The sequence below is a fragment of the Butyrivibrio sp. WCD3002 genome (assembly GCF_000424265.1).
Taxonomy (GTDB): Bacteria; Bacillota; Clostridia; order Lachnospirales; family Lachnospiraceae; genus Butyrivibrio.
The window spans coordinates 15,574-34,395 of sequence record NZ_AUJO01000024.1; the positions used below are offsets into that span (position 1 = coordinate 15,574).

At 39.5% G+C, this 18,822-nt stretch carries 32 protein-coding genes; 3 read left to right on the plus strand and 29 right to left on the minus strand.

Annotated elements, in window-relative coordinates; translation table 11 throughout:
- Positions 1 to 11: 11 nt before the first annotated feature.
- The 14 genes from G608_RS0114765 to G608_RS0114835 form a co-directional block, all read right to left on the minus strand.
- Positions 12 to 437, minus strand: coding sequence for a DUF523 domain-containing protein (locus G608_RS0114765; protein WP_026491391.1), 426 nt, complete (start codon positions 435 to 437; stop codon positions 12 to 14).
- A 15-nt stretch (positions 438 to 452) separates the two neighbouring features.
- Positions 453 to 1,256, minus strand: a complete 804-nt coding sequence (locus tag G608_RS0114770) for an alpha/beta fold hydrolase (protein WP_026496674.1) — start codon at positions 1,254 to 1,256, stop codon at positions 453 to 455.
- Positions 1,257 to 1,285: 29 nt separating this feature from the next.
- The gene (locus tag G608_RS0114775) at positions 1,286 to 1,633 is read right to left on the minus strand and encodes a hypothetical protein (RefSeq protein ID WP_026491393.1); all 348 of its coding nucleotides are present in this window, start codon (positions 1,631 to 1,633) and stop codon (positions 1,286 to 1,288) included.
- A 177-nt stretch (positions 1,634 to 1,810) separates the two neighbouring features.
- Positions 1,811 to 2,020, minus strand: a complete 210-nt coding sequence (locus G608_RS0114780; RefSeq protein WP_026496675.1) for a hypothetical protein — start codon at positions 2,018 to 2,020, stop codon at positions 1,811 to 1,813.
- Between the two features lie 18 nt (positions 2,021 to 2,038).
- Complete coding sequence (locus G608_RS0114785; protein WP_026496676.1) at positions 2,039 to 2,260, minus strand: PF20097 family protein; 222 nt, start codon at positions 2,258 to 2,260, stop codon at positions 2,039 to 2,041.
- Between the two features lie 367 nt (positions 2,261 to 2,627).
- Positions 2,628 to 4,115 (minus strand): hypothetical protein, encoded by a 1,488-nt coding sequence (locus tag G608_RS0114795; protein ID WP_026496677.1) that lies wholly within the window; start codon positions 4,113 to 4,115, stop codon positions 2,628 to 2,630.
- A gap of 45 nt (positions 4,116 to 4,160) precedes the next feature.
- Positions 4,161 to 4,637, minus strand: a complete 477-nt coding sequence (locus G608_RS0114800) for a hypothetical protein (protein ID WP_026496678.1) — start codon at positions 4,635 to 4,637, stop codon at positions 4,161 to 4,163.
- Positions 4,634 to 5,200: an NUDIX hydrolase gene (locus G608_RS0114805; RefSeq protein WP_026496679.1), complete on the minus strand. Its 567-nt coding sequence runs from the start codon at positions 5,198 to 5,200 to the stop codon at positions 4,634 to 4,636. The genes G608_RS0114800 and G608_RS0114805 overlap by 4 nt, the downstream gene beginning before the upstream one ends.
- Positions 5,187 to 5,558 carry a hypothetical protein gene (locus G608_RS0114810; RefSeq protein WP_026496680.1) on the minus strand — a complete coding sequence of 124 codons (372 nt, stop codon included), beginning with the start codon at positions 5,556 to 5,558 and terminating at the stop codon, positions 5,187 to 5,189. The genes G608_RS0114805 and G608_RS0114810 overlap by 14 nt, the downstream gene beginning before the upstream one ends.
- Before the next feature lie 148 nt (positions 5,559 to 5,706).
- Positions 5,707 to 6,255 (minus strand): sigma-70 family RNA polymerase sigma factor, encoded by a 549-nt coding sequence (locus G608_RS22620; protein WP_081677447.1) that lies wholly within the window; start codon positions 6,253 to 6,255, stop codon positions 5,707 to 5,709.
- A gap of 362 nt (positions 6,256 to 6,617) precedes the next feature.
- Positions 6,618 to 6,836 carry a hypothetical protein gene (locus tag G608_RS0114820; RefSeq protein WP_196810214.1) on the minus strand — a complete coding sequence of 73 codons (219 nt, stop codon included), beginning with the start codon at positions 6,834 to 6,836 and terminating at the stop codon, positions 6,618 to 6,620.
- 123 nt (positions 6,837 to 6,959) lie between these two features.
- Positions 6,960 to 7,538 (minus strand): hypothetical protein, encoded by a 579-nt coding sequence (locus tag G608_RS0114825; protein WP_026496682.1) that lies wholly within the window; start codon positions 7,536 to 7,538, stop codon positions 6,960 to 6,962.
- 136 nt (positions 7,539 to 7,674) lie between these two features.
- A complete protein-coding gene (locus G608_RS0114830) occupies positions 7,675 to 7,914 on the minus strand; it encodes a hypothetical protein (protein ID WP_026496683.1) in 240 nt (79 codons plus the stop codon).
- Positions 7,915 to 7,926: 12 nt separating this feature from the next.
- Complete coding sequence (locus G608_RS0114835; protein ID WP_026496684.1) at positions 7,927 to 8,166, minus strand: hypothetical protein; 240 nt, start codon at positions 8,164 to 8,166, stop codon at positions 7,927 to 7,929.
- 340 nt (positions 8,167 to 8,506) lie between these two features.
- On the opposite strand from G608_RS0114835, the gene G608_RS0114840 reads away from it, so the two are divergent.
- Entirely contained in the window at positions 8,507 to 9,256 is a 750-nt protein-coding gene (locus G608_RS0114840; protein ID WP_026496685.1) for a metallophosphoesterase, read from the plus strand.
- Between the two features lie 112 nt (positions 9,257 to 9,368).
- Here G608_RS0114840 and G608_RS23330 read toward each other — a convergent pair whose 3' ends face one another.
- From G608_RS23330 to G608_RS0114900, 11 genes are all read right to left on the minus strand, one after another.
- Complete coding sequence (locus tag G608_RS23330; protein ID WP_155829432.1) at positions 9,369 to 9,533, minus strand: hypothetical protein; 165 nt, start codon at positions 9,531 to 9,533, stop codon at positions 9,369 to 9,371.
- Positions 9,534 to 9,981: 448 nt separating this feature from the next.
- Positions 9,982 to 10,569 (minus strand): HD domain-containing protein, encoded by a 588-nt coding sequence (locus G608_RS0114850; RefSeq protein WP_026496686.1) that lies wholly within the window; start codon positions 10,567 to 10,569, stop codon positions 9,982 to 9,984.
- Between the two features lie 3 nt (positions 10,570 to 10,572).
- Positions 10,573 to 10,914 carry an arsenate reductase family protein gene (locus G608_RS0114855; protein ID WP_026491408.1) on the minus strand — a complete coding sequence of 114 codons (342 nt, stop codon included), beginning with the start codon at positions 10,912 to 10,914 and terminating at the stop codon, positions 10,573 to 10,575.
- Between the two features lie 3 nt (positions 10,915 to 10,917).
- Positions 10,918 to 11,706: a DUF6429 family protein gene (locus G608_RS21400; RefSeq protein ID WP_330367051.1), complete on the minus strand. Its 789-nt coding sequence runs from the start codon at positions 11,704 to 11,706 to the stop codon at positions 10,918 to 10,920.
- Entirely contained in the window at positions 11,678 to 12,250 is a 573-nt protein-coding gene (locus tag G608_RS0114865; protein ID WP_442852230.1) for a DUF4298 domain-containing protein, read from the minus strand. The genes G608_RS21400 and G608_RS0114865 overlap by 29 nt, the downstream gene beginning before the upstream one ends.
- The gene (locus G608_RS23975; RefSeq protein ID WP_035795826.1) at positions 12,243 to 12,830 is read right to left on the minus strand and encodes a hypothetical protein; all 588 of its coding nucleotides are present in this window, start codon (positions 12,828 to 12,830) and stop codon (positions 12,243 to 12,245) included. Before G608_RS23975 ends, G608_RS0114865 begins: the two co-directional genes overlap by 8 nt.
- Complete coding sequence (locus G608_RS23340) at positions 12,831 to 12,992, minus strand: hypothetical protein (protein WP_155829433.1); 162 nt, start codon at positions 12,990 to 12,992, stop codon at positions 12,831 to 12,833.
- Between the two features lie 7 nt (positions 12,993 to 12,999).
- Positions 13,000 to 13,611: a DNA-3-methyladenine glycosylase I gene (locus tag G608_RS0114885; RefSeq protein ID WP_026496689.1), complete on the minus strand. Its 612-nt coding sequence runs from the start codon at positions 13,609 to 13,611 to the stop codon at positions 13,000 to 13,002.
- 530 nt (positions 13,612 to 14,141) lie between these two features.
- Positions 14,142 to 14,453 (minus strand): YbjQ family protein, encoded by a 312-nt coding sequence (locus G608_RS0114890; protein ID WP_026491412.1) that lies wholly within the window; start codon positions 14,451 to 14,453, stop codon positions 14,142 to 14,144.
- Positions 14,454 to 14,468: 15 nt separating this feature from the next.
- Positions 14,469 to 14,705 (minus strand): GlsB/YeaQ/YmgE family stress response membrane protein, encoded by a 237-nt coding sequence (locus G608_RS0114895; RefSeq protein WP_026491413.1) that lies wholly within the window; start codon positions 14,703 to 14,705, stop codon positions 14,469 to 14,471.
- A gap of 26 nt (positions 14,706 to 14,731) precedes the next feature.
- Positions 14,732 to 15,031 (minus strand): hypothetical protein, encoded by a 300-nt coding sequence (locus tag G608_RS0114900; RefSeq protein WP_026491414.1) that lies wholly within the window; start codon positions 15,029 to 15,031, stop codon positions 14,732 to 14,734.
- A 189-nt stretch (positions 15,032 to 15,220) separates the two neighbouring features.
- Between G608_RS0114900 and G608_RS23345 the strand changes: the two genes are divergently transcribed.
- Positions 15,221 to 15,376, plus strand: coding sequence for a hypothetical protein (locus G608_RS23345; protein ID WP_155833303.1), 156 nt, complete (start codon positions 15,221 to 15,223; stop codon positions 15,374 to 15,376).
- A gap of 230 nt (positions 15,377 to 15,606) precedes the next feature.
- Here G608_RS23345 and G608_RS0114910 read toward each other — a convergent pair whose 3' ends face one another.
- Both G608_RS0114910 and G608_RS21415 read right to left on the minus strand, forming a co-directional pair.
- Positions 15,607 to 15,900: a hypothetical protein gene (locus G608_RS0114910; RefSeq protein ID WP_026496690.1), complete on the minus strand. Its 294-nt coding sequence runs from the start codon at positions 15,898 to 15,900 to the stop codon at positions 15,607 to 15,609.
- 83 nt (positions 15,901 to 15,983) lie between these two features.
- Complete coding sequence (locus tag G608_RS21415; protein ID WP_035795829.1) at positions 15,984 to 17,819, minus strand: IS1096 element passenger TnpR family protein; 1,836 nt, start codon at positions 17,817 to 17,819, stop codon at positions 15,984 to 15,986.
- A 183-nt stretch (positions 17,820 to 18,002) separates the two neighbouring features.
- Here G608_RS21415 and G608_RS0114925 point away from each other — a divergent pair, with 183 nt between their 5' ends.
- On the plus strand, positions 18,003 to 18,221 hold the full coding sequence (locus G608_RS0114925; RefSeq protein ID WP_026491417.1) for a hypothetical protein: 219 nt from the start codon (positions 18,003 to 18,005) through the stop codon (positions 18,219 to 18,221).
- 104 nt (positions 18,222 to 18,325) lie between these two features.
- On the opposite strand, the gene G608_RS0114930 is transcribed toward G608_RS0114925, so the two are convergent.
- A complete protein-coding gene (locus tag G608_RS0114930; RefSeq protein ID WP_026496692.1) occupies positions 18,326 to 18,511 on the minus strand; it encodes a hypothetical protein in 186 nt (61 codons plus the stop codon).
- Between the two features lie 25 nt (positions 18,512 to 18,536).
- A complete protein-coding gene (locus tag G608_RS0114935; RefSeq protein ID WP_026496693.1) occupies positions 18,537 to 18,803 on the minus strand; it encodes a helix-turn-helix domain-containing protein in 267 nt (88 codons plus the stop codon).
- Between the last annotated feature and the right edge of the window lie 19 nt (positions 18,804 to 18,822).

Below are 18,822 nucleotides of genomic sequence, written 5' to 3' on the forward strand. Positions count from 1 at the left end.
ATTAATATAGATCATCCCTCCAAAAGGTCACTTAAATCCATAGTCTTAATCCCATTCTCAGACAGTAGTTCCGCAAAAACTCCTTTTCCTTCAATGAGTTTGCCTGTAAAGCTGCCATCATATATCTGCTTAACTCCGCAGGATGGACTCCTTGACTGAAGTATTACCAGATCAACTTTTTCATCGATGGCTTTTTGAAGGCACTTCTTGGCACCTGATCTGAATTCTTTGTCTTTGCTTTCACCCTGCTTGTTTGTAACTATACCATCTACTATTTCACAAGGGATCCTTGGTACCGGAAGGCCACCTTCCACTTCAGGACATACAGGGATTACTTCATGCCCCTCAAGAAACGAAGCCACTTTATCACAATAATTGTTGCCACCATTATACTTGCAGTTCTGTCCAAGCAAACAGGCACTGACCATAATCTTCATAAACGGACTCCTGTCTCAGTTTTTTAAATAATCCATAACCCTGCCATTAAAATCCTTGGCCTGTTCATATACTCCATGACTGTAACCTTCATACATATACAGCGTACTGTCATTTATCCTGTCATACATTTCAACTGATGCTTCACCTCCAAGAACAAGATCACTATCTGCCCCTATAATCAAAGTTGGGCAGCTTATCTCTGAAAGTCTATCATAAACATCATGTTCCATACACGATCTGCATAGAATCTTAAACCTCGAATAGTCCTTTGGCTTCATTCTTGCCAAAAGAGCATTCATTCTAATCCCACGTTCAAGATACTTCCCGGTATATGAACGCTTTGCTGTATCAAGCATTATTCCGGCATAATCATCATTATCTGCCATATTTATCCAGGATTCGAGTGCCTCCTTCATCAGTTCATTTGGCCTTGATGCAGTAACTGCAAGGACAAGCTTTTTTACCTTGTCAGGATGTCTTATAGCAAGCTGCTGGGATATCATACCGCCCTGCGACACTCCGAAAACACTGGCAGTTTTAATGCCAATCATGTCCATGATCTTATCTATATCATCAGCCATATCAGCAGTTGAAAATTCATCCGGAAGGTTATTCCTTCTGCTAAACACATAGACCTTAAACTCCTTGGCAAATCCTGAATACACAAAAGCAAATGGCACTGCGATTCCTCTTGCTGTTTTGAATCCGTCTCCTACCCCTGGGAGCATGATAAGGTTCTTATCACCGGTTCCAAAGCTTATATAATCACAGTCTGTTCCATCAAATTTTATATTTTCATTCTTTGCATTGTAGAACATGGCCTTCTTCCTCGTTTGAATCCATATTATTATGCTTCTTCATGTCTAAATTTACCCGGGCTACTATGCTCGACTATTTTGTCTTTTACTATTTTCCACAACTCTAGCTGGATGTGGGATAATTGTTCGTTTAATGCTTTTCTTTGTTCCGGATCCTCACTATTTATGAAAAAATCAGTAAGTCCTCCCCTTCCAGGATATAGCCTTTCATACAAAGTCAGAATACAGTCCTCTTTATCCTCATCCGAATAATCAGCTTCAAGAACAGCTATTCCATCCACCAGACTACTGTAATGAAAGACGATGGATTGATCTCCATATTTTTTCAGATATGCCTCAAGTTCTTTATATAGTGCTAAAGCGTAATTTATATCCATTATTCCAACCTTCCTTATGAACTATGCCTCTTACCTTCGCGTTTATGTCTTTCAAATAGCAGTAAAATAAACATTACTAACCAGATTGCCCATGCCTTCGGGTTCGCACTGTGTAATCTTTCTTTCCGAGCTGCTTATTAAGCCCTGTACCTCATTCAATATACCCATTTTCTACAGTTAGTTATCCTTCTTCAGTAATTTCATAAGATTCTCAGGCTTATCAATGCAGCCTGTGTTACCATTAAAGCTTCCAAAAGTAGAAACTCGGAATGGTGCAAGTTTCATGCCCAAAACAATTCCTGCAAGGACCAGGCATATCCCCGTAAGTGTCACTTCTGTTTTGCTGCATTCACCGCGCTGGATTTTTGATATATGTTCTTTTATCATTTCAATCAATCTCCCTTTTTAATGGATATCAGTGTCTATTATAAGCTTCTTACAACTTTTGCAGAAGTAGGAATCCATAGTCAGATGAGTCAGCTTGAATTTTGCAGCTGATAATCGTCCAATGCCTGCAATCATGTCTATGGCTCCGGGACCTTTATCTCCCTCCTTCCAAGCAAGGCTGCGTACGCTACCTGCAAGGACACCTTTTTTCATCTCATTACCACAATAAGGACAGATCATAGTTCAGATGCCTCATCTTTCTTAGATTCTTCTTTCTTTTTGAGATATAAGGAAAGTAAAAAACAGCCATTTGTAACTGTTACCAAAAGAAATAAAATGCTGGGTGTCATATAGAATCTCCTCCTGTTCTCCTGTGACCTAGATAATTTGTTGATGAAATAATCTTAATATGATACGGCATGTGAATATATATTCGGCTCTGCAAATAAGCGATATCTATTTTCCCAATCAATATTTTCCTGCCCCATAAGAACAAAAGTCGTGCCAAAAACGCAACCCTTTCTGCAAATGTCATATGACTTCTGCAATAAGGACTACGAAATAGACACGACTTATTACTAATTCTATTGGATTATTTAAAAGTAAATCAAAATTCTAACAGATGATGCTTTGTTAAATAATCAGACATTTTCAACCATTCTATTCCAACCTGTCTTGCATCCCATTCGTCAAAAAGTGTTCTCCACTCATCATCTGATATTTCACTCTCTGGACGCCTTGCTGCTTCATCTATATCAGAATAGGGTCCAATAATATGGACAGGCCTTTCCCAGTATCCCAGGAACTCCTCTTCTATAAAGCCCTGACTGCCCCAATCTGTATCTTCATCAACCTGCAACTTCTTACTGTCAAACCGAAGTCTAGATGTCCCACTATAAGCAGCTCCGCTACTTCCTGTTTCATATATATATCCATCTGATCCAAGCCAGTGAGTATCCCTGCTTCCACCTTCACAAATCTTTACTGTTCTTCCATCCACCAGGGCATAAGCCCTTTCAAAAACATTATCCGGTATCCATTCATCGTACTTTAAAATGCCAAATATAAGCTCAAAGGTTCCATCGCAATCCAGATCGACATAAGTATAACCAACATTATCGAGATTGAATCCAAAGTCCATTTCATAATATGAGCCTGTTTTGACAACACTGTTTTCTTCATTATTCTTTAGCACAAGACTATTTGCAGTATACTTCTCTTTTGATCTATAGCTCTGGTTCTGCCATTTCATCACTTCATTATAAGAGTCAATGAAATTGGAAAACGCAGTTGTATACAACTCATCATATTTTTCAATGATGGAGGCATCTGACAGCCTGTATGTATAGACACCGTCTTTTTCTTCAAGGTACGTGCGATCATATCCCTCTTCCTGTGATTTGCCTATTCCCGCAGTACTATCCTCAGCAGAAGCCTCATCAGAACTGTTGTCTAAACCATTCTGTTTAAACACATCAGCTTTTTCATAAACATCGTAAATTGTGCCATCATCAGGCATTGAATCATTTATATACTCGCTTAGATCCTTAGCATATTCAAATGCATCTCCCTTATCCTCGAATATTCTCACCTCTGTACGGGGTAACATTCCTTGCGGTCCGGCACCTGTAACGTATAGTTCTCCAACAATTACCTCATCCTTCTGATCTTCGTTTATGTCCTTGAATGCAACAAAAGAAATATCCTCAAAAAGCCCCCACTCTCTGTTGTCGTTTTCGTAAACAGAAGGCATTTTGTAAATCACCTTCTCACCATCCATGAGGTAAAACGTAGCATCTGCCAGAGGATTCTTATCTTTATCAGGCAGACAGGATACAAATCTTACGTCACCCCATCCATTTAGTCTGATATCAAATGACTGTTCCTCTATGATTTTGGATGAATCTAATCCTAACGAACTACCCTCATCCTCGACCTGTTCTTCAATGCTTACATTATTGTTATTTTCATCCTGAACCACTTCATCAGTGCTTGCCGCGCTACCATTCTCATTGTCTATAACAGTTTCATTTCTATTACCGCATCCAGCCACAAGACATAATGCAAGCGCAACTAATACAACTCGTCTTTTCATGTTTCCCTCATTACTCACTGTTCAAAACATGCTATAGCCTACAGTTTATTCACATCTGCTAAGAGAAGCGCCTCCACTGTACTTCTCTGAAAACTCATCCTCGTTCCATGTCTCGTAGTATTCCAGGATGTCCGCATCTTCTTCAGAAGACTGATACGTGTACTGTACCCCGTTATCAGACTCTGCCTGGATCTTGTATCCTCCGGTCTCCAGTTCCTCGAATAGCGAAATACTATCAAAATGATCCGGAACAAAATCATTATTTTCCATATGACCATAAATTATCTCTGCATCGCCAAACTGCACATAGTATTCAGGCTGCATCTCTCCATCAGCCTCATAGCCTATGGATGCTGGCTGCCAGGTTCCTGATACCACAGGATCACTAACTTTTGATGCCAGGAAAATAGATGTTGGCCCGTCAGCTCCACCGCTTATAGCTGCATCTTCTCTTTTCGCATCACATCCTACTGTTCCTATTACCATTATCAGTGCAAGTGCTGTCACTACTATTTTCTTCATCTTAGTCTCTCTTCTTTTCCCTTAAGATACTTCATTACCGTCTCAAGTCCTTCCATCGGAACACAAAACGTGCCATCCCTGTGTACACATCCTTTGTGAACTTCATCAATATCAAACCACCTGACTTCTTCCACTTCCTCTGTCTGAAGCTTCAGCTTAGATATATCCACCGGCTTTTCATACACGTAAACAAAAGCAACTTCATTGTCCTTAAACATTTTTCCATGGAATTCCATCTCATACTTAATATGAAACTTCCCGGCAAAAGTAAGATCTCCAGCCAGAGTTTTTATTCCAAGCTCCTCAAACAGTTCTCTCTGTGCAGACTCAAGTGGCTCATCACCAGCCTGGATATGTCCTGCCGATGAAGTATCATACATCCCAGGAAAAGATTCCTTTTCGGCGCTTCTCTTCTGAAGAAGAACCTGATATTTATCCACTTCCTTTCTCACAATCCAAATATGCGCTGTCCTGTGAGGAATACCATTGTCATGTGCATCACTTCTACTTACAGTCTCCCCGGTCGGAAAGCCGTTATCGTCAGTTATATCAAATATCTCCATTTTTCACTGCCTCTTTTCTGTTCCTGATGGCAAAAACAGCTGTACCAGCTCCCGCCAGCACAAGCACAAATATTCCATAGACCATCACTATGAAAGCACCGACAATTGGTGTCTCAAAATCAGAACTAATATAATAGTAGTAATAATATGTACTTAGTACCATTCCGGCAACGCATGATATCAGCAATAATAACGAAGACAGGAGATACTCCTTCATGCTTTTAGCCATAAAAACATTCATTATGACAAATGCCGCAATAACTATCATCCATATAGGATTAATATCAGCTATTCCGAGCATATCCCTAATCACAAACATTACAAGGGGAATTAGATTTAACCACTTCAAGAACTTCACTTTTTTCCTCCGCCAACAATTATTCTTTAACAAAATATATCTCTACCATTTTACACCATTGCTATCATTACAAAAACTTATTTTAACCCATTTAAGGCATGCATATCCCAGACTGCCTGGAACATGCACACCCATTGTAAATAGCATATTAAAGCTTCAGGTACTTCTTAAGGTTTTTCAGAGCTCCATCAAGCGAAAGGGAAACCATCTGCTGTGATACACCCTCAGCTTTAGCGATTTCTTTTTCAGAAAGGCCATGATAAAAATACAGAATACATCTACGCTTTTGTGCAGGAGGAAGCTTGTCCAATGCCTCCTTGAATCTCTCATACTCCAATTTCTCCATGACTGTTTCTTCCGGTTCTTCTTTAGAAAACACAGAATTCATATACTCTGTCATACCCTCTTCATATCCACCAAAGATATGATGTCTTATCCTGCGCATCTCATGCTTCGCCTCATTTCGCTTATAATCACGAAAGGCTTCTCCCTGTTCTGAAGTCATGACCACATAGGGCATGTACTGGGTCAGCTCCTCTCCGTATTTTCTCATGAGCACATCTATGTCCAGATCCGTTACCACTGCCCACTTTACGCCACCTGTCATTCCCGGATACTCGTATCCCAGGTTGATCACTTCATATTCTTCAATATTCTCTTTATTATTCACTTTCCGTTTCCTCCGATTTTTTAAAATTCATTAGTTTCAAAAACCGGGAGGTCACGGATACCTACCTATCGAAGTCTCCCAAACAAAAACGTTCAAATCTGAACACAACTCGGATAAAACAGAGGAATTTCATCGTTTTGTGTTCAAATCTGAACGCGCATTTTTAGACATAATAAAAAGACGGTGCAAAACAGAATACCCATAACAATGGATATTTCCTCTGTTTTGCTCCGCCTTCCAACGATACTCAGCCGCTCATAGCCGCCAGCTAAAACTCAAAGTACTGCGCATATCCCTTCCAGTCCCATGCTGAATCCGATACCATTAGCAGTTTCCTTTGAACTATATTTTTAATTCCAAAGACACTTATATATATATATATGAATCGATTATGCCCTTCTTCTGGCACGCCTGTCCGTATGCATATCCAGCCATCCAGAGCGGTCATATTTTATCACGTATTTCCTCAGACATTTTGGGCATTGGCAATCATCATTAACCTTTTCTCTGTCCTTTGGAGTTCCCAGAACGTGTTTTCCACATAAGGGGCAGTAGAAATCTCTTTTCTTTTCTCTTTGATTAAACCTTTCCATCTCTTTTCTCCTCATTTATAGCAATTTAGCTCGCTCCCCCTCTCTCCAGAGCCTCCATTATACTAGCACACTTCAGCACATTGCAGTGACAGATTATTTACAGCAAAAAGAATGCCTGCATTTCTGCAGACACGCTTATTAACTGGCTTTATCCAACTTTTCATTTACAGCATCAGCCGGACTGACCTTCCCTGCAATTATATCTTCAGATTCTCTTCTTTGTGCATAAGCCCATATATAAAACGCAAACAGCTTTATTGCCTCTCTTCTTGTATTTCTAACTCCGGATTCACTCATTGAATGTTTTACAGCCATTTTTTCAACTGTCATTATCTTATCATTGAGATAGCTTTCTTCGAGTATTTCCCTATACAACGATCCCACATCATGAAAATCCGCTACCATCCCAAGTACCATATCTATTTTTTCAACAATCCAGGATGTATTGAGAACCCTTGTAACAAATAAAGACTGTTCCTTTTCAACATCTTCACCTTCAGCCTGCATTATATGAAGATACTCTCTTCTCATCTCCTGTTTTTGTTTCTCCACCTCTTCATCTGTAAGAGGCACTGTTATCAACGGATTCCCTGAATGAAGTATCTCACAATACTTCTCCAGTAACTGCTTCGTTATCTTTGATGCAAACCGTTTTTCCAAATGCACCATCTCCAGATACTCATTGATTCTTGCTTCATGTTTTGAGATCCCACTCATACCATTTCCTCCTTGAATAATCCCTCTGTCACAATATCCCCACATAAGAAATCTCAATTCTTTCCACAAAAAATCATGGACCCAAAAAACATACAAGAGGGTTGATCCCCCTTGTGTGTTTTACAGGATCCATGATTTATAATTCGGAGTCTTCATCATCAGTCGTATCCGAATCCTCAACTAATTCCTTCATCAGATAACTCAGAATTCTGCGTTTATCTTTTTCTTTTTTCAAATTTCTGAATGATAATAAGAATTCCTGACATTTTATAGAGCTTGCCATAAAGTCATCATCATTAGACAACTCCAGTTTTTTAGGAAACCTCTCATCTCCAGTAATAAGCCAAAGAATGTTGATGTCATCTACATATATCAACCTGCTAAGCTTCTAAGCCGTCAGAGCCCGCCCTTCATTTTTCATTTTAGAAAAATTCTTCGGATCCGTCTCCAGAGATTCAGCAAAAAGCACTCCGGAATATCCTTCATTTTCAATCAGATACTCAAAATTTTCTTTCAGCTTTTCACGCCAAAAATGATCTGTATCCGTGCTACCTTTGCTATAAATATCATGCCAGATTTTGAGCTTTTTCTTTATTCTCTTTTTTAAGCCATCACCATTTTTTCTCATAAGCATATCTCCACCGAATAATGTATAGGATTTCATATGAAATAAGAACTCACTAAACGGCGACTAATATCGCCGTATTGGCGATATTTATTTCAACATGCCTATTTATTTATAGTTTCACAATATAGTATACTTTTATATTCTTACTAAACCATATATTGTAGATCAGTTTCCAATCTTCTATCAAAGAAGCATTATTTTCCCCTTCCATTCCAATATTTCAGAATCGCTGTAATGGCGATTTATAGTTCGTTTTTTACGATTAAATACTTTACAAGCTTTACAACATTTTTCATGATGCTATCGTTATAATAAAAAAAGAAAACTAGGAGATAACCATATGGCAACATACGCTGTTTCAGACCTTCACGGACAATATGATATTTTTGAAAAGCTTCTTGAAACCATCCATTTTTCAGACGATGACTTCATGTATGTTCTTGGCGACGCCATCGACAGAGGACCTGATGGAATTAAGCTCCTTCAGATGATCAAGGATGCTCCCAACATAGATCTTCTCCTGGGAAATCATGAATTTATGATGTTAAACGCAGTGGCTCCTGATGGATCTGTGGATGATACCCCGGGAAAAGATGCCTATCTGTGGTTATACTCAAATGGTGGAGAAGTTACTTTTGAACATTATAAAGAATTGTCCCCGGATGAGAGAAAAGCCCTATTGGCATGGCTTAATTCCAGAGTTCTCACCACCCTTGCTTTTATAGGTGATAAGACTTTCTGCCTCACCCATTCATATTTCAAGATAGCGCTTATAGATACTGAATATAAAGACTGCGATTACCGCGTAGTTTGGAACATAGTATGGAAAACTCCTTTCAGAGCAGACATATTTGTTCCAACAGATGATTATATTGAAAACGACTGGGAATTCATCATCGGACACGTCCCTGTCCAGAGAGTAGCAGGACTTGATGGAAAATTCGAAGCATTCCATGAACAGAACATTACGCTCATAGATGGCGGCTGTTCCTTCCGGGAAAGGGCAGCCCTTGATGATAACGAATATGGTGTCATCTGCATCAGGCTCGATGACATGAGAGAAACTATTCTGACCTTTGCGTCTTTATAGCTTTTCATAGAGCTCAAAGATATGCCGTTAAAAAGGTGGACAGTCACTTCAGCGATGTCCACCTTTTCATGTATTTATTATTTTAGCTTCATGCCATCTTTATCGACATTTATCAGATAGTAAATGTTGCTCCAAAAGCTATAACAGGAGTCTTACCACATCGGCTCATGCATGAAAGTCTCTCTGAAAATTCAGCGAACAGCTTCTGAACTGCTGCATCTCTCTGTGCCTTTTTAACTTCTGCTTTTCTTGTATCCTGAACGTCGTTAAATCTCATGGTATATTCCTCCTATCAACTTTATGGTTGCTTGGCTGTCTGTGTTTTCCTTATGTTTGTATTATGCTTCATAACCGGTTTTAAAAACATAATATCCATTGGTTTTACTTCTTATGCATTTGGTGTTTTGTAGTGGTTATCATGTTTTGTAGCTTAAGAATAATATATATTTGTCCTTGTTAATATCATTCATATTGCTTTTTTACCATTATAATTGTGCAATATTGAAACCGACTTGACTTGACCTCCGACCTTTCGAACTTGAGATTTCGAATTTTATGGAATTAAAACAGACAATGATATACAAAAGATGACAGTAATGAACTTCCATACGACAGTGGTGGACTATACGTAGACAGCTATGGTTTTTAGTGTCAGTCGATTTGCTCCATATAAAAACAGCTGCGGATTTTTAACTCCACAGCTGCCCATCTTATCATTCTTTATATCATCCCTTTATGTTTCCTTTACTGATATGTTCCCTTATTATCTTATCTGTAAGCTCATATAGCTTTTCAGAGCCTTCCTTTGTCTTTGACTGCCTTCCATATACCTGTTCCTTTGTGACACCATGCTCTCTCCAGTCTCCTCCATCGTTACTGTTGTTCAGCATAAGTGGCTGGAGGTTATCCATGGCATGCGCAAACTTTGATTCAGGAGTCACATTTTCCTCAAACTCATCAAAAAGAGCTGTCAGTTCCTTTTTCTGATCCTCCGGTAAAATCGAGAAAATCCTTTTCTTAGCTGCATCCTCGCGTTCCTTCTGGGTAGCAAGCCCCTCTTTGTCGTATGCATATGTATCGCCGGCATCAATCTCAACTATGTCATGAATAAGGCACATTATCATGACCCTTGAAATATCAATATCCTTATTCGAGTATTCCTTAAGCAGATACGCCATGATAGCCATATGCCAGGCGTGTTCCGCATCATTTTCGTTTCTGCCTTTTCCTGACAGATGAGTCTGCCTGAATACATTCTTTTCTTTATCTATCTCCAAGGCAAACTCCATTTGCTTTCTCAATCTGTCATCCATTATTTATTCCCACTTCTTCCACACCTCAGGCTGATATCCCAGCGTGGACTGCTTACCGTTTCTAACAACCGGTGTCTTTATTATCTGCTGATTCTCAAGCAGTTTTTCCAGTTTATCTTCATCTGCAATATACTGGATAAGTGCGACTGCATCCTTATCCTTAGCATCAGGATTAATCATGTTCATTATACCGCCATTAGCACTTGCAACGGAAGTCAGTTCACCTTTACTCATGCCTTTTTCCTTCATATCAATGAACTGATATTTGATGCCGCGCTCCTTGAAAAAACGCTCCGCCTTCTTTGTATCATTGCACTTTTTGGTGCCAAAGATCTGTATATTCATTCATTATTCCTCATCAAAATATATTTCATGGTTGAGTATGATATCCATTTCATGCCATTTTTCTCCGCCCCACTCAGACGCGGATTCTCCCCTGTCCAGGAATCCAAACTTGCTGTACATCTTAACTTTATTAGCATGACACGTAAGCACCAATCTCAACCTTCCACGTTCCTGTTCTCTTCGACAATAGTTATATACAAGCTCCCTTCCAAGTCCCTGTTTTCTGTATTCCGGGAGCACATCAAGGCCAAGTATCATGACATTCTTCCCTTCCGGATTATGAGTACCGGCATCAGTGAAAAATTCATCCCTGAAACAGAACTCATCTGTTGCAATTCCGTTGAGAAAACCAGCAATCTTACCCGTTTCCTTATCTATCGCCACCATAAACAGATCGCCGGCTGCCTTTATGCGCTCTATCATGTTCTCTCTGGAACATGCTTCATTAGGAGGAAAGCATATTCTTTCTATCTCAGCTACTTCTTCTGTCTCCTCAGGCTTTATTGTACGAAAACTGTATCTCTCATATAAATCATAATCTTTAGAATCGATTTCTCCGAGCAGTTCCCGTGCCTTAGTCCTGCCTGCTTCTGTAAGGTAAACATATTTATATGTTCCCCTGCTTTTCCTTGGATTTACAATATAACCTTCATCATCAAGCCTGTCTATGCAATCAAAATCGTAATTTTTCCATGACATCTCATTAAAAGGATTGCCTTCTCCGTCATTAAAACGAGTCAGATACATGAGCGCCAAAGTAAGTTCATCTATCGCCTGTTTCCTTGTCTTCATCGTCAGTAGTACCTATCCTCTCCAATAATTCTCTATTACGCTCCAGTACATTATAAATACCATCTTCAGAAAGTACTCCTCTCTTCAGCCTGTCCGGAAATTCTCCTTTTTCATCCATTAAAAAATCATTCTTCCACTGCTGGCTCGTGTAATATGATTCCAGCTTCTTTATCTCCAGCTGGAACTCTCTGTATTCTTCAATCTGTTTTTCAAGCGAATCCATTTTTTCCTGGGCCTTGTCCAATATTTTCTCCATCAAGAAAATATGCTGTGGCACTTTCTCAGACAATAGCCGATTACGATACTGCTTTTTCTTGGAATTATATCGCTGCACCATCTCATGATCAGGTATCCAGATTTCTGCTTTTTCTATCTTGTCCATAACAAGCATTATTGCCTCATCATTAGTAAGTCCTTCCTCAACCTGTTTCTTATATGCAGAATACATCCATTCTGAAATCTTAACCCGTTGCTTTTCTTTCAGCTGCTTAAAGGTTTTATTCATTTGGAGCAGTTGTCCGTTTACCTTCTTATGTTTATTCATATATCACCATAATGTTTTTGTCCCAGTATCCATCAATATGCTTTTCTGCTGTCACAATACCTTCCATATCTTTCCAGGCATCGTACCATTCGTCCGGAATAAGATCATCCAACACTACAGGCCCTACGCCATCCACGTACGGACCTAATTTTTCAAGCGTCTTTCTCAACTTTGTCCTGGCTTTTGTTTTTTCATTATCCCTGAGAAGATCCAGAATATCATTAGCCTGCTCACCCTTAACGCCATCATAAAAGCCATAATAACCGCCATCATCAAAAGGATCTTTCTCATCGACAATACGAGATATCACGATTGGATATTCCGCTACATCAGACACCGCTATAATGTAACGCTCACTCCTTTTATTGGCAACTATTACACCATATCTGACATGTATAAGCGGCCATCTGTCCCCAACTTCAAGTTCATTTTCTGTTAGCCACTCATCCTCTACAGAGACATACTTTTCATTTCCATCATCATCTATAAGAGTAACCGAAACCTTGGGCTTTTCTCCAGGCTTCAATTCTTCACATCCATAGTCTCCATCAAAAATCTGTTTTATCTTCCACTGTATCATTTATATCTTATATCCTCTGCATTCCCCAGAATCAGGACGCTCAATAATAAAATCCTTCGGATCCAGTTCTTCCTCATCTCCGAAGAGATTTATCTGCTTTGCTCCCTCTATCATTTCATCATAAGACTGTTTCTCAGCCTCAGTCAGTTCCCTGATTTGCATACTGCCTCTAATAAACCTCTTTATCCCTGCGTTTATTTACTGTCTCATTTTCTGCGTTTATCTTTGAAAAACATGGGCAGGTCTCATCATGGTCATTTATGATACCGCAGGCCTGCAGGTGCGAATAAATCGTTACTTCACCAACATACTTGAATCCACGTTTCTTCAGGTCTTTGCTGATAGCCTTAGACAGCCCGTTACTTACCGGTATTTTACCTCCAAGCTTACTGTGACCGTTATACAGAATGATCTTATTATCAGAATACGACCACATATAGTTACAGAAGCTTCCGAACTCTTCACGTACCTTCTGAAAGCACTTTGCATTGTTTATAACAGCAGCTATCTTCCGGGGAGACTTTATCATATCCTCAGTATCAAGGATTCTCTGAATATCTGCATCATCATAGGCTGCAATCTTGTCATAATCAAATCCATCAAAACATGACCTGAAAATCTCGCGCTTTTTAAGCATCAGATCCCAGGAAAGGCCGCACTGCATACACTCCAACATCAGATGTTCAAACATCTTTTTGTCATCATGCACCGGAATACCCCATTCATTATCGTGATAAGTCTTATTCCGTTCGTTGAAATCAGCCCATCCGCAGTAACCCATGCTATTGCCTTCCTTTATTTATGTGCCATGAATAAATTATATCTCAGATGCAGCCTTCAAAATAGCCATATAATAGAAAAAAGCTGCCCATCTTAGGCAGCTGTTATTTTAGGGAGGATGCTGCCTGATTCTTCACCAGACAGCAGTTATGAAAAAGTTATTATCAATATTAACAAGAGTTTCTGTCCTCTTGATAGCTTTATGATACAGCCAGAAACTTAACTCATCTTAAAAATGCTTTGAACAGTTTGTAAATAAATACCCGATAACGTTCATAATCTGTTTACATGACTTTTGGTTTGAATTTAGGTTCAAAAAGTATAGTAATATCATCAAGAGGAACATAACCCCTCCTGATAACCCCCCTCATAAGAAAACTTTTCTTCATAGCACAAAAGCCAGTAGTCGCGATGATTACTGGCTTCCCCTCATTTATAAGAAGATTCCGAAAGGATTTTTTGAATTAAAATAGCCCTCCCCTCCGCATATTTACGAAGAAGAGAGCCAACCCCAAATGATATGCTTGCCTCTCAAACAAACTTTACAGCTGTTCCATAAGCCATTATCTCAGCTGCACTCTGCATTACAGAAGATGAGGAATATCGTATTCCAACAATCGCATCTGCCCCAAGAGCTTCTGCTTCCTTGATCATCCTGTCTGTGGCAAGACTTCTGGCCTTACCCATCATCTCGGTATAGCTTCCAAGCTCACCACCTACCAGAGTCTTAAGACCGGATCCGATATCCTTAAAAGCATTAACTGTCTGAATAGTGCTTCCCTTTACAAGTCCCAGCATTTCCAGATTCTTTCCGGATATTGTTTCTGTAGTAACCATCATCATACTTTGCCACCTCCTTTAAAACAGCTTTCTACCAAGCCAGATGCAAATGCATGCACCAACAGTTGATACAATCAGGCTGCCTATTAAGCCTGTAGCTGTAAATCCAATAAGCTTGAATACAAATCCACCGACCACTCCGCCAAGCACACCAAGAATAATATTCTTAAGTGTTCCTGACTTCTCGTTCATGATATTGCTGCCTATAAAACCTGCTATAGCTCCAAGGATAAGTCCACCAATAATTCCAAACATGTTGTTTGCCTCCAATCTTACTTTTCTCAGTTTTCCTGTACTATTACGATACCACCATATATGATAGTTCTTTTTCCATCCAGGTCAAATTTTACTTTTCCGCCTGTCTCGGTATCCTCTATATCAATCTTACCGGTATATGATGTGATCTCATTTCCATCATAGTCATACACCGTTACGGTTCGGTCAAGACCTCCGGAATACTCGGAATTTATTGACTTTAACGCTCTCTGCACAGATGCCTTGTTCAGCACAATTATGATAACCATGAAAATCATCACAAAAACAACTGCGATTCCTACTGTCTTTTTACTCTTTTTATCCATAACAAACCTCCCAGACGTCTGCTTATATGTTCAAGCTATTTTGGACTCTTCCGCAGACAACTGTCTGTTGATGATATAAGTATATGTCCGGTTCATGTCATAATACATATTCATAGTTGCAATATCGATAACCTTATTCCCCATAAGTGGTAAAATATAGGAAACGATTTCTTATGCGAGGTGAAGAAAATGCCAAAAGAAAACAAGAATCATGATAACAAAACTCCAAAAAATAAAGATAATAAAGATATGCTAATAGGTGCAGGAGCATTACTCTCAGTAATAGCCGTACCCTTTACTATCCTTGCAGGACTCCTTTTAAATGACAGACGAAAAAATAAATGATTTATGTTCACTTAAGTTTCGGATGATAATATACATACATCGGGAGATGAAAATCTTCTGGAAATAGCAAAGACACTTTTTTCATACAATTCTTCATAACAACCTGCCCGGGACAGCGCAGTTCCGGGCAACTCCAAAAACAATGCCGCGGTACTTGTGAACCAATACAAATACCACGGCTTTATTATATTCATTATTCGCTTAGAAGCTGTCCTGAACCTGTCATCATATCAGCTGCCCAGGATATCAATCAGGCATCGCTCAAGGTTATCACTCATTTCCTCAGGTTTAAAGTACTCATAAGCAAGTTTAGCAACACCTTTGAAACGCTCATCATCCGAGGCTTTTAGATTTGCCCAGCGAATGGAATAGAGAGCAAGCATTTCCAAATACTCGCGTGTAGGAGTTCCTTCAGCATGGATTTTTTCTTTTCCTATCTCGCGAACAAAACTCGAAACCGCAATAGCAACATATGCTTCGGGATTAGTTGCATCAAGTCCATAATTTGTAGGTAAGATAATCATAACCGCCTCCTATTATTCCAAGAATTGAAAGAACTTAATTGAACTATAACACAAGAGTACCGCTATTTTAAGGTCACAGATTTTTACAGCATATTCTCAGGCTTACTCATCCTGCCCGTCCACCCAAGGCTTCTTGCCCAGGTTTTCATGCTCTCCTTTTCTTCTGGATCATCACCGGCAAGTGTCTCGAGCATTTCACAAAAACCACCTATTCCACCGACATCATCAACTAAATACAGTCCGTCTGCAGCAACACATTTAGGACGCTGTTTCACATCTATATATGCCAGTTCCGTGCGTAATTCCTCATCAACTTCCTTACCATCCTGGAAATATCTGAATCTTCTAAGTCCATCGCTTTCCTTCATGATATCCACGACAAATGCCCCGCAGGTGGAGAGATCGGCGTTAGTTTTACGGTCATACTGATCAAGTACTGTAATCTTCACGCACCAGTCATCACCATAATCGTACAGATAATATAATGTATCAAAAAGTGGTGTGAGCTTAGGATTATATTTGTCAAAAAGATCACTGCATCTGTCCTCATACAGTGGTATCAAAAAGTCTGCTGATTCTAACCACTCATCTGCACAACGCCCTGTCTCTTTTTTCAGATCTTCTGCGTGTCCATAGTATATGCGTCTATTAACTGCAGTTTTGTTACGTCTCCATAACTTAAGACTGTCTGCAGCATCATTCAGGTCCTTAATATACTCAGCACCCTTGGCATCTATCATCTGTTCAGTTTCCTGCTTCTTTTCAGAAAGTCTCTCCAGCCACTTTTTATAAGCCTTCTCCCTGGTTTTTCCTTCCTTGGGAGCATTTGTTGTAAGCAGTTCCCCAAGCGTCAGTCTCTCTGTCAGGAAGTTCAGATTTTCCTCCATTATGATCTGATGTTCCATCTCATCAAGTGTCATGTCTGCTGTTATCTTGGTGAAATGCTCTGAAAAATCCTTTATCTGTCTCTGCGCATCAAAATATGTGTCACACACAGCCTTTTGTCTGTATGGGCCGATGTATTTTCTCTTAAACCAGCTCTTTACGCTCTCATCGGATTCATAGTCATCATCCCAGTAAAAATCGTTTGTATCATCATTAGGGAAATGTAACAAGCTTCCGCAAAGATTTTCCCAGCCTCCGACTGTTTCCCTTGTAAGTGCCTTGAATTCCTCCGGCGGTATTGAAAAATTGTGGAGATGTCCATTCTGCCACCCGAACAAACGCTGAATCATATAGTGCATGGCATGAAGGTTCATTGTGCTAGGAACCAGAACTTCCCTGGATATTCCTTCCTTTGCTTTAGCAAGTTTCAGGAAAGTATCTTTTTCATCACCTTCCATGCCTAGCCCATCATCTTCACCGTAAATAAAGTCTTCCACTAGTTCCAACTTTAGCCTGAATACGGATTCACTGTTATAAAACGGATTATTCTTAAGCTCTTCTTCGGTGTGGGGCTTGGTATTTATATTGCCCTCTCCTCCGGCTCCGTTTTTCATCAGATAATCCATATCTATACTATAGCGATCAGTCTTCATTGCAGCGACCTCCTTATTTCGCATCTTCTCAGCTGCAACGTGCATCCGATTCCGGTAATCCTTGGACTTAATGGCATCGGTCGAATCGGATTTCCCATACTGACCGCGGCTATATGGTAAAAATGTCTGTATTGTCCTTACATCCTTACCCAGCCTTTCTGCTATCTCTTCAGTAGATAATCCCTGCTCCCGCAGTTCCGCTATCTGCCTGGTCCGTTTTGAACTCCACAGGCCTTCTGTTATCAAAACCCTCTGCACTCTTACCTGGGTTGTCCCAAGTTTTTTGGCAATCTGGGCTATTGACTTTATGGTCTGGTATTCGTCTATAATATTCTGGTAAAGTTCATCAACCTCGTTGTTATCCGGTATCTTTTCCGTCACAGCATCTGCTTCCTTTCGATAAGTTTGGTAGCTACTGACCTAAAGATATCGTTTATCTCATTTTGTGTCAACCTAGGTTTTAGAAGAAAATTTAATAATTTCTTAAAGAACAAATTCTTAGCCAAGTGATACAATATCTTGTAGAGATACGTAAACCCTTCCACAATATAAAGGAGTCCAATCATGCCAGATTTAGCACTGTTTCCTTCCAGGATAACTATTGATGGTTTTGTTTATGACAAGCAGGGGTACAATGACATTGGTGGCGTCTTCTATAATTCCAAAGATAATCCATCCGATATCACAAGCAAGTTCATCAGCCTTTATCCTGATGGCAAGCTCACCTATCTCTTCGACGGACTTGAATTTATCTGGAACAAGGATTTCCAGGTTGTGAAATAGATAAAAATGCGCATAAAAACGCCAGGATCTTCATCATATGAAAAAATCCTAGCGTTTAGTATGTCCATATATGAATTTCGAATTTACATCACCAGAATAGTGAATTACTCTCCAAATTCAATTTTCATCCATCGTAAGTTATATTCTTCAAGTGCGTCGTCATAATCCTCAAAATGCCTTGTAGGGCCATTCCCAAGCACGCAATAAACCTCTCGATCATTTTTGCAGCCTATTTTCAGTAGACGAATATCATTTTTCTCTTTCAACAATTCACTCTCACCAAACTTCATTATAAGCACCTCCTATTACAGCGAACTATAAACCACGTGCCAATCTAGAAACTGTAGATTGAGATACATTTAACATTTTTGCTATCTGTACTTGGTTAAACCCTAATTTTAGCAAGTCTGCGACACATGAAGAATAATTCTTCTTTACCGCCAGATTTGGAATATTGAAAAAAATACCGTAGCTTATTCCTGATGGAAGTTTCCTAACAAATGTATTTGTTATAAAAGCACCAGATATTTTCTGTGAAAACATCTGCATTCCCTTAATAGACAAATTTACTAATGCATTCATGGCTATTATATCTCCTTAT

Excerpts from the sequence above, each read along its gene's own strand:
- G608_RS0114765 (WP_026491391.1), bottom strand. The coding sequence starts at position 437 with ATGAAGATTATGGTCAGTGCCTGTTTGCTTGGACAGAACTGCAAGTAT.
- G608_RS0114770 (WP_026496674.1), bottom strand. The coding sequence starts at position 1,256 with ATGTTCTACAATGCAAAGAATGAAAATATAAAATTTGATGGAACAGAC.
- G608_RS0114775 (WP_026491393.1), bottom strand. The coding sequence starts at position 1,633 with ATGGATATAAATTACGCTTTAGCACTATATAAAGAACTTGAGGCATAT.
- G608_RS0114780 (WP_026496675.1), bottom strand. The coding sequence starts at position 2,020 with ATGATAAAAGAACATATATCAAAAATCCAGCGCGGTGAATGCAGCAAA.
- G608_RS0114785 (WP_026496676.1), bottom strand. The coding sequence starts at position 2,260 with ATGATCTGTCCTTATTGTGGTAATGAGATGAAAAAAGGTGTCCTTGCA.
- G608_RS0114795 (WP_026496677.1), bottom strand. The coding sequence starts at position 4,115 with ATGAAAAGACGAGTTGTATTAGTTGCGCTTGCATTATGTCTTGTGGCT.
- G608_RS0114800 (WP_026496678.1), bottom strand. The coding sequence starts at position 4,637 with ATGAAGAAAATAGTAGTGACAGCACTTGCACTGATAATGGTAATAGGA.
- G608_RS0114805 (WP_026496679.1), bottom strand. The coding sequence starts at position 5,200 with ATGGAGATATTTGATATAACTGACGATAACGGCTTTCCGACCGGGGAG.
- G608_RS0114820 (WP_196810214.1), bottom strand. The coding sequence starts at position 6,836 with ATGAGGAGAAAAGAGATGGAAAGGTTTAATCAAAGAGAAAAGAAAAGA.
- G608_RS0114825 (WP_026496682.1), bottom strand. The coding sequence starts at position 7,538 with ATGAGTGGGATCTCAAAACATGAAGCAAGAATCAATGAGTATCTGGAG.
- G608_RS0114835 (WP_026496684.1), bottom strand. The coding sequence starts at position 8,166 with ATGAGAAAAAATGGTGATGGCTTAAAAAAGAGAATAAAGAAAAAGCTC.
- G608_RS0114840 (WP_026496685.1), top strand. The coding sequence starts at position 8,507 with ATGGCAACATACGCTGTTTCAGACCTTCACGGACAATATGATATTTTT.
- G608_RS23330 (WP_155829432.1), bottom strand. The coding sequence starts at position 9,533 with ATGAGATTTAACGACGTTCAGGATACAAGAAAAGCAGAAGTTAAAAAG.
- G608_RS0114850 (WP_026496686.1), bottom strand. The coding sequence starts at position 10,569 with ATGGATGACAGATTGAGAAAGCAAATGGAGTTTGCCTTGGAGATAGAT.
- G608_RS0114855 (WP_026491408.1), bottom strand. The coding sequence starts at position 10,914 with ATGAATATACAGATCTTTGGCACCAAAAAGTGCAATGATACAAAGAAG.
- G608_RS21400 (WP_330367051.1), bottom strand. The coding sequence starts at position 11,706 with ATGAAGACAAGGAAACAGGCGATAGATGAACTTACTTTGGCGCTCATG.
- G608_RS0114865 (WP_442852230.1), bottom strand. The coding sequence starts at position 12,250 with ATGAATAAACATAAGAAGGTAAACGGACAACTGCTCCAAATGAATAAA.
- G608_RS23975 (WP_035795826.1), bottom strand. The coding sequence starts at position 12,830 with ATGATACAGTGGAAGATAAAACAGATTTTTGATGGAGACTATGGATGT.
- G608_RS23340 (WP_155829433.1), bottom strand. The coding sequence starts at position 12,992 with ATGCAAATCAGGGAACTGACTGAGGCTGAGAAACAGTCTTATGATGAA.
- G608_RS0114885 (WP_026496689.1), bottom strand. The coding sequence starts at position 13,611 with ATGGGTTACTGCGGATGGGCTGATTTCAACGAACGGAATAAGACTTAT.
- G608_RS0114890 (WP_026491412.1), bottom strand. The coding sequence starts at position 14,453 with ATGATGATGGTTACTACAGAAACAATATCCGGAAAGAATCTGGAAATG.
- G608_RS0114895 (WP_026491413.1), bottom strand. The coding sequence starts at position 14,705 with ATGTTTGGAATTATTGGTGGACTTATCCTTGGAGCTATAGCAGGTTTT.
- G608_RS0114900 (WP_026491414.1), bottom strand. The coding sequence starts at position 15,031 with ATGGATAAAAAGAGTAAAAAGACAGTAGGAATCGCAGTTGTTTTTGTG.
- G608_RS23345 (WP_155833303.1), top strand. The coding sequence starts at position 15,221 with ATGCCAAAAGAAAACAAGAATCATGATAACAAAACTCCAAAAAATAAA.
- G608_RS0114910 (WP_026496690.1), bottom strand. The coding sequence starts at position 15,900 with ATGATTATCTTACCTACAAATTATGGACTTGATGCAACTAATCCCGAA.
- G608_RS0114925 (WP_026491417.1), top strand. The coding sequence starts at position 18,003 with ATGCCAGATTTAGCACTGTTTCCTTCCAGGATAACTATTGATGGTTTT.
- G608_RS0114930 (WP_026496692.1), bottom strand. The coding sequence starts at position 18,511 with ATGAAGTTTGGTGAGAGTGAATTGTTGAAAGAGAAAAATGATATTCGT.
- G608_RS0114935 (WP_026496693.1), bottom strand. The coding sequence starts at position 18,803 with ATGAATGCATTAGTAAATTTGTCTATTAAGGGAATGCAGATGTTTTCA.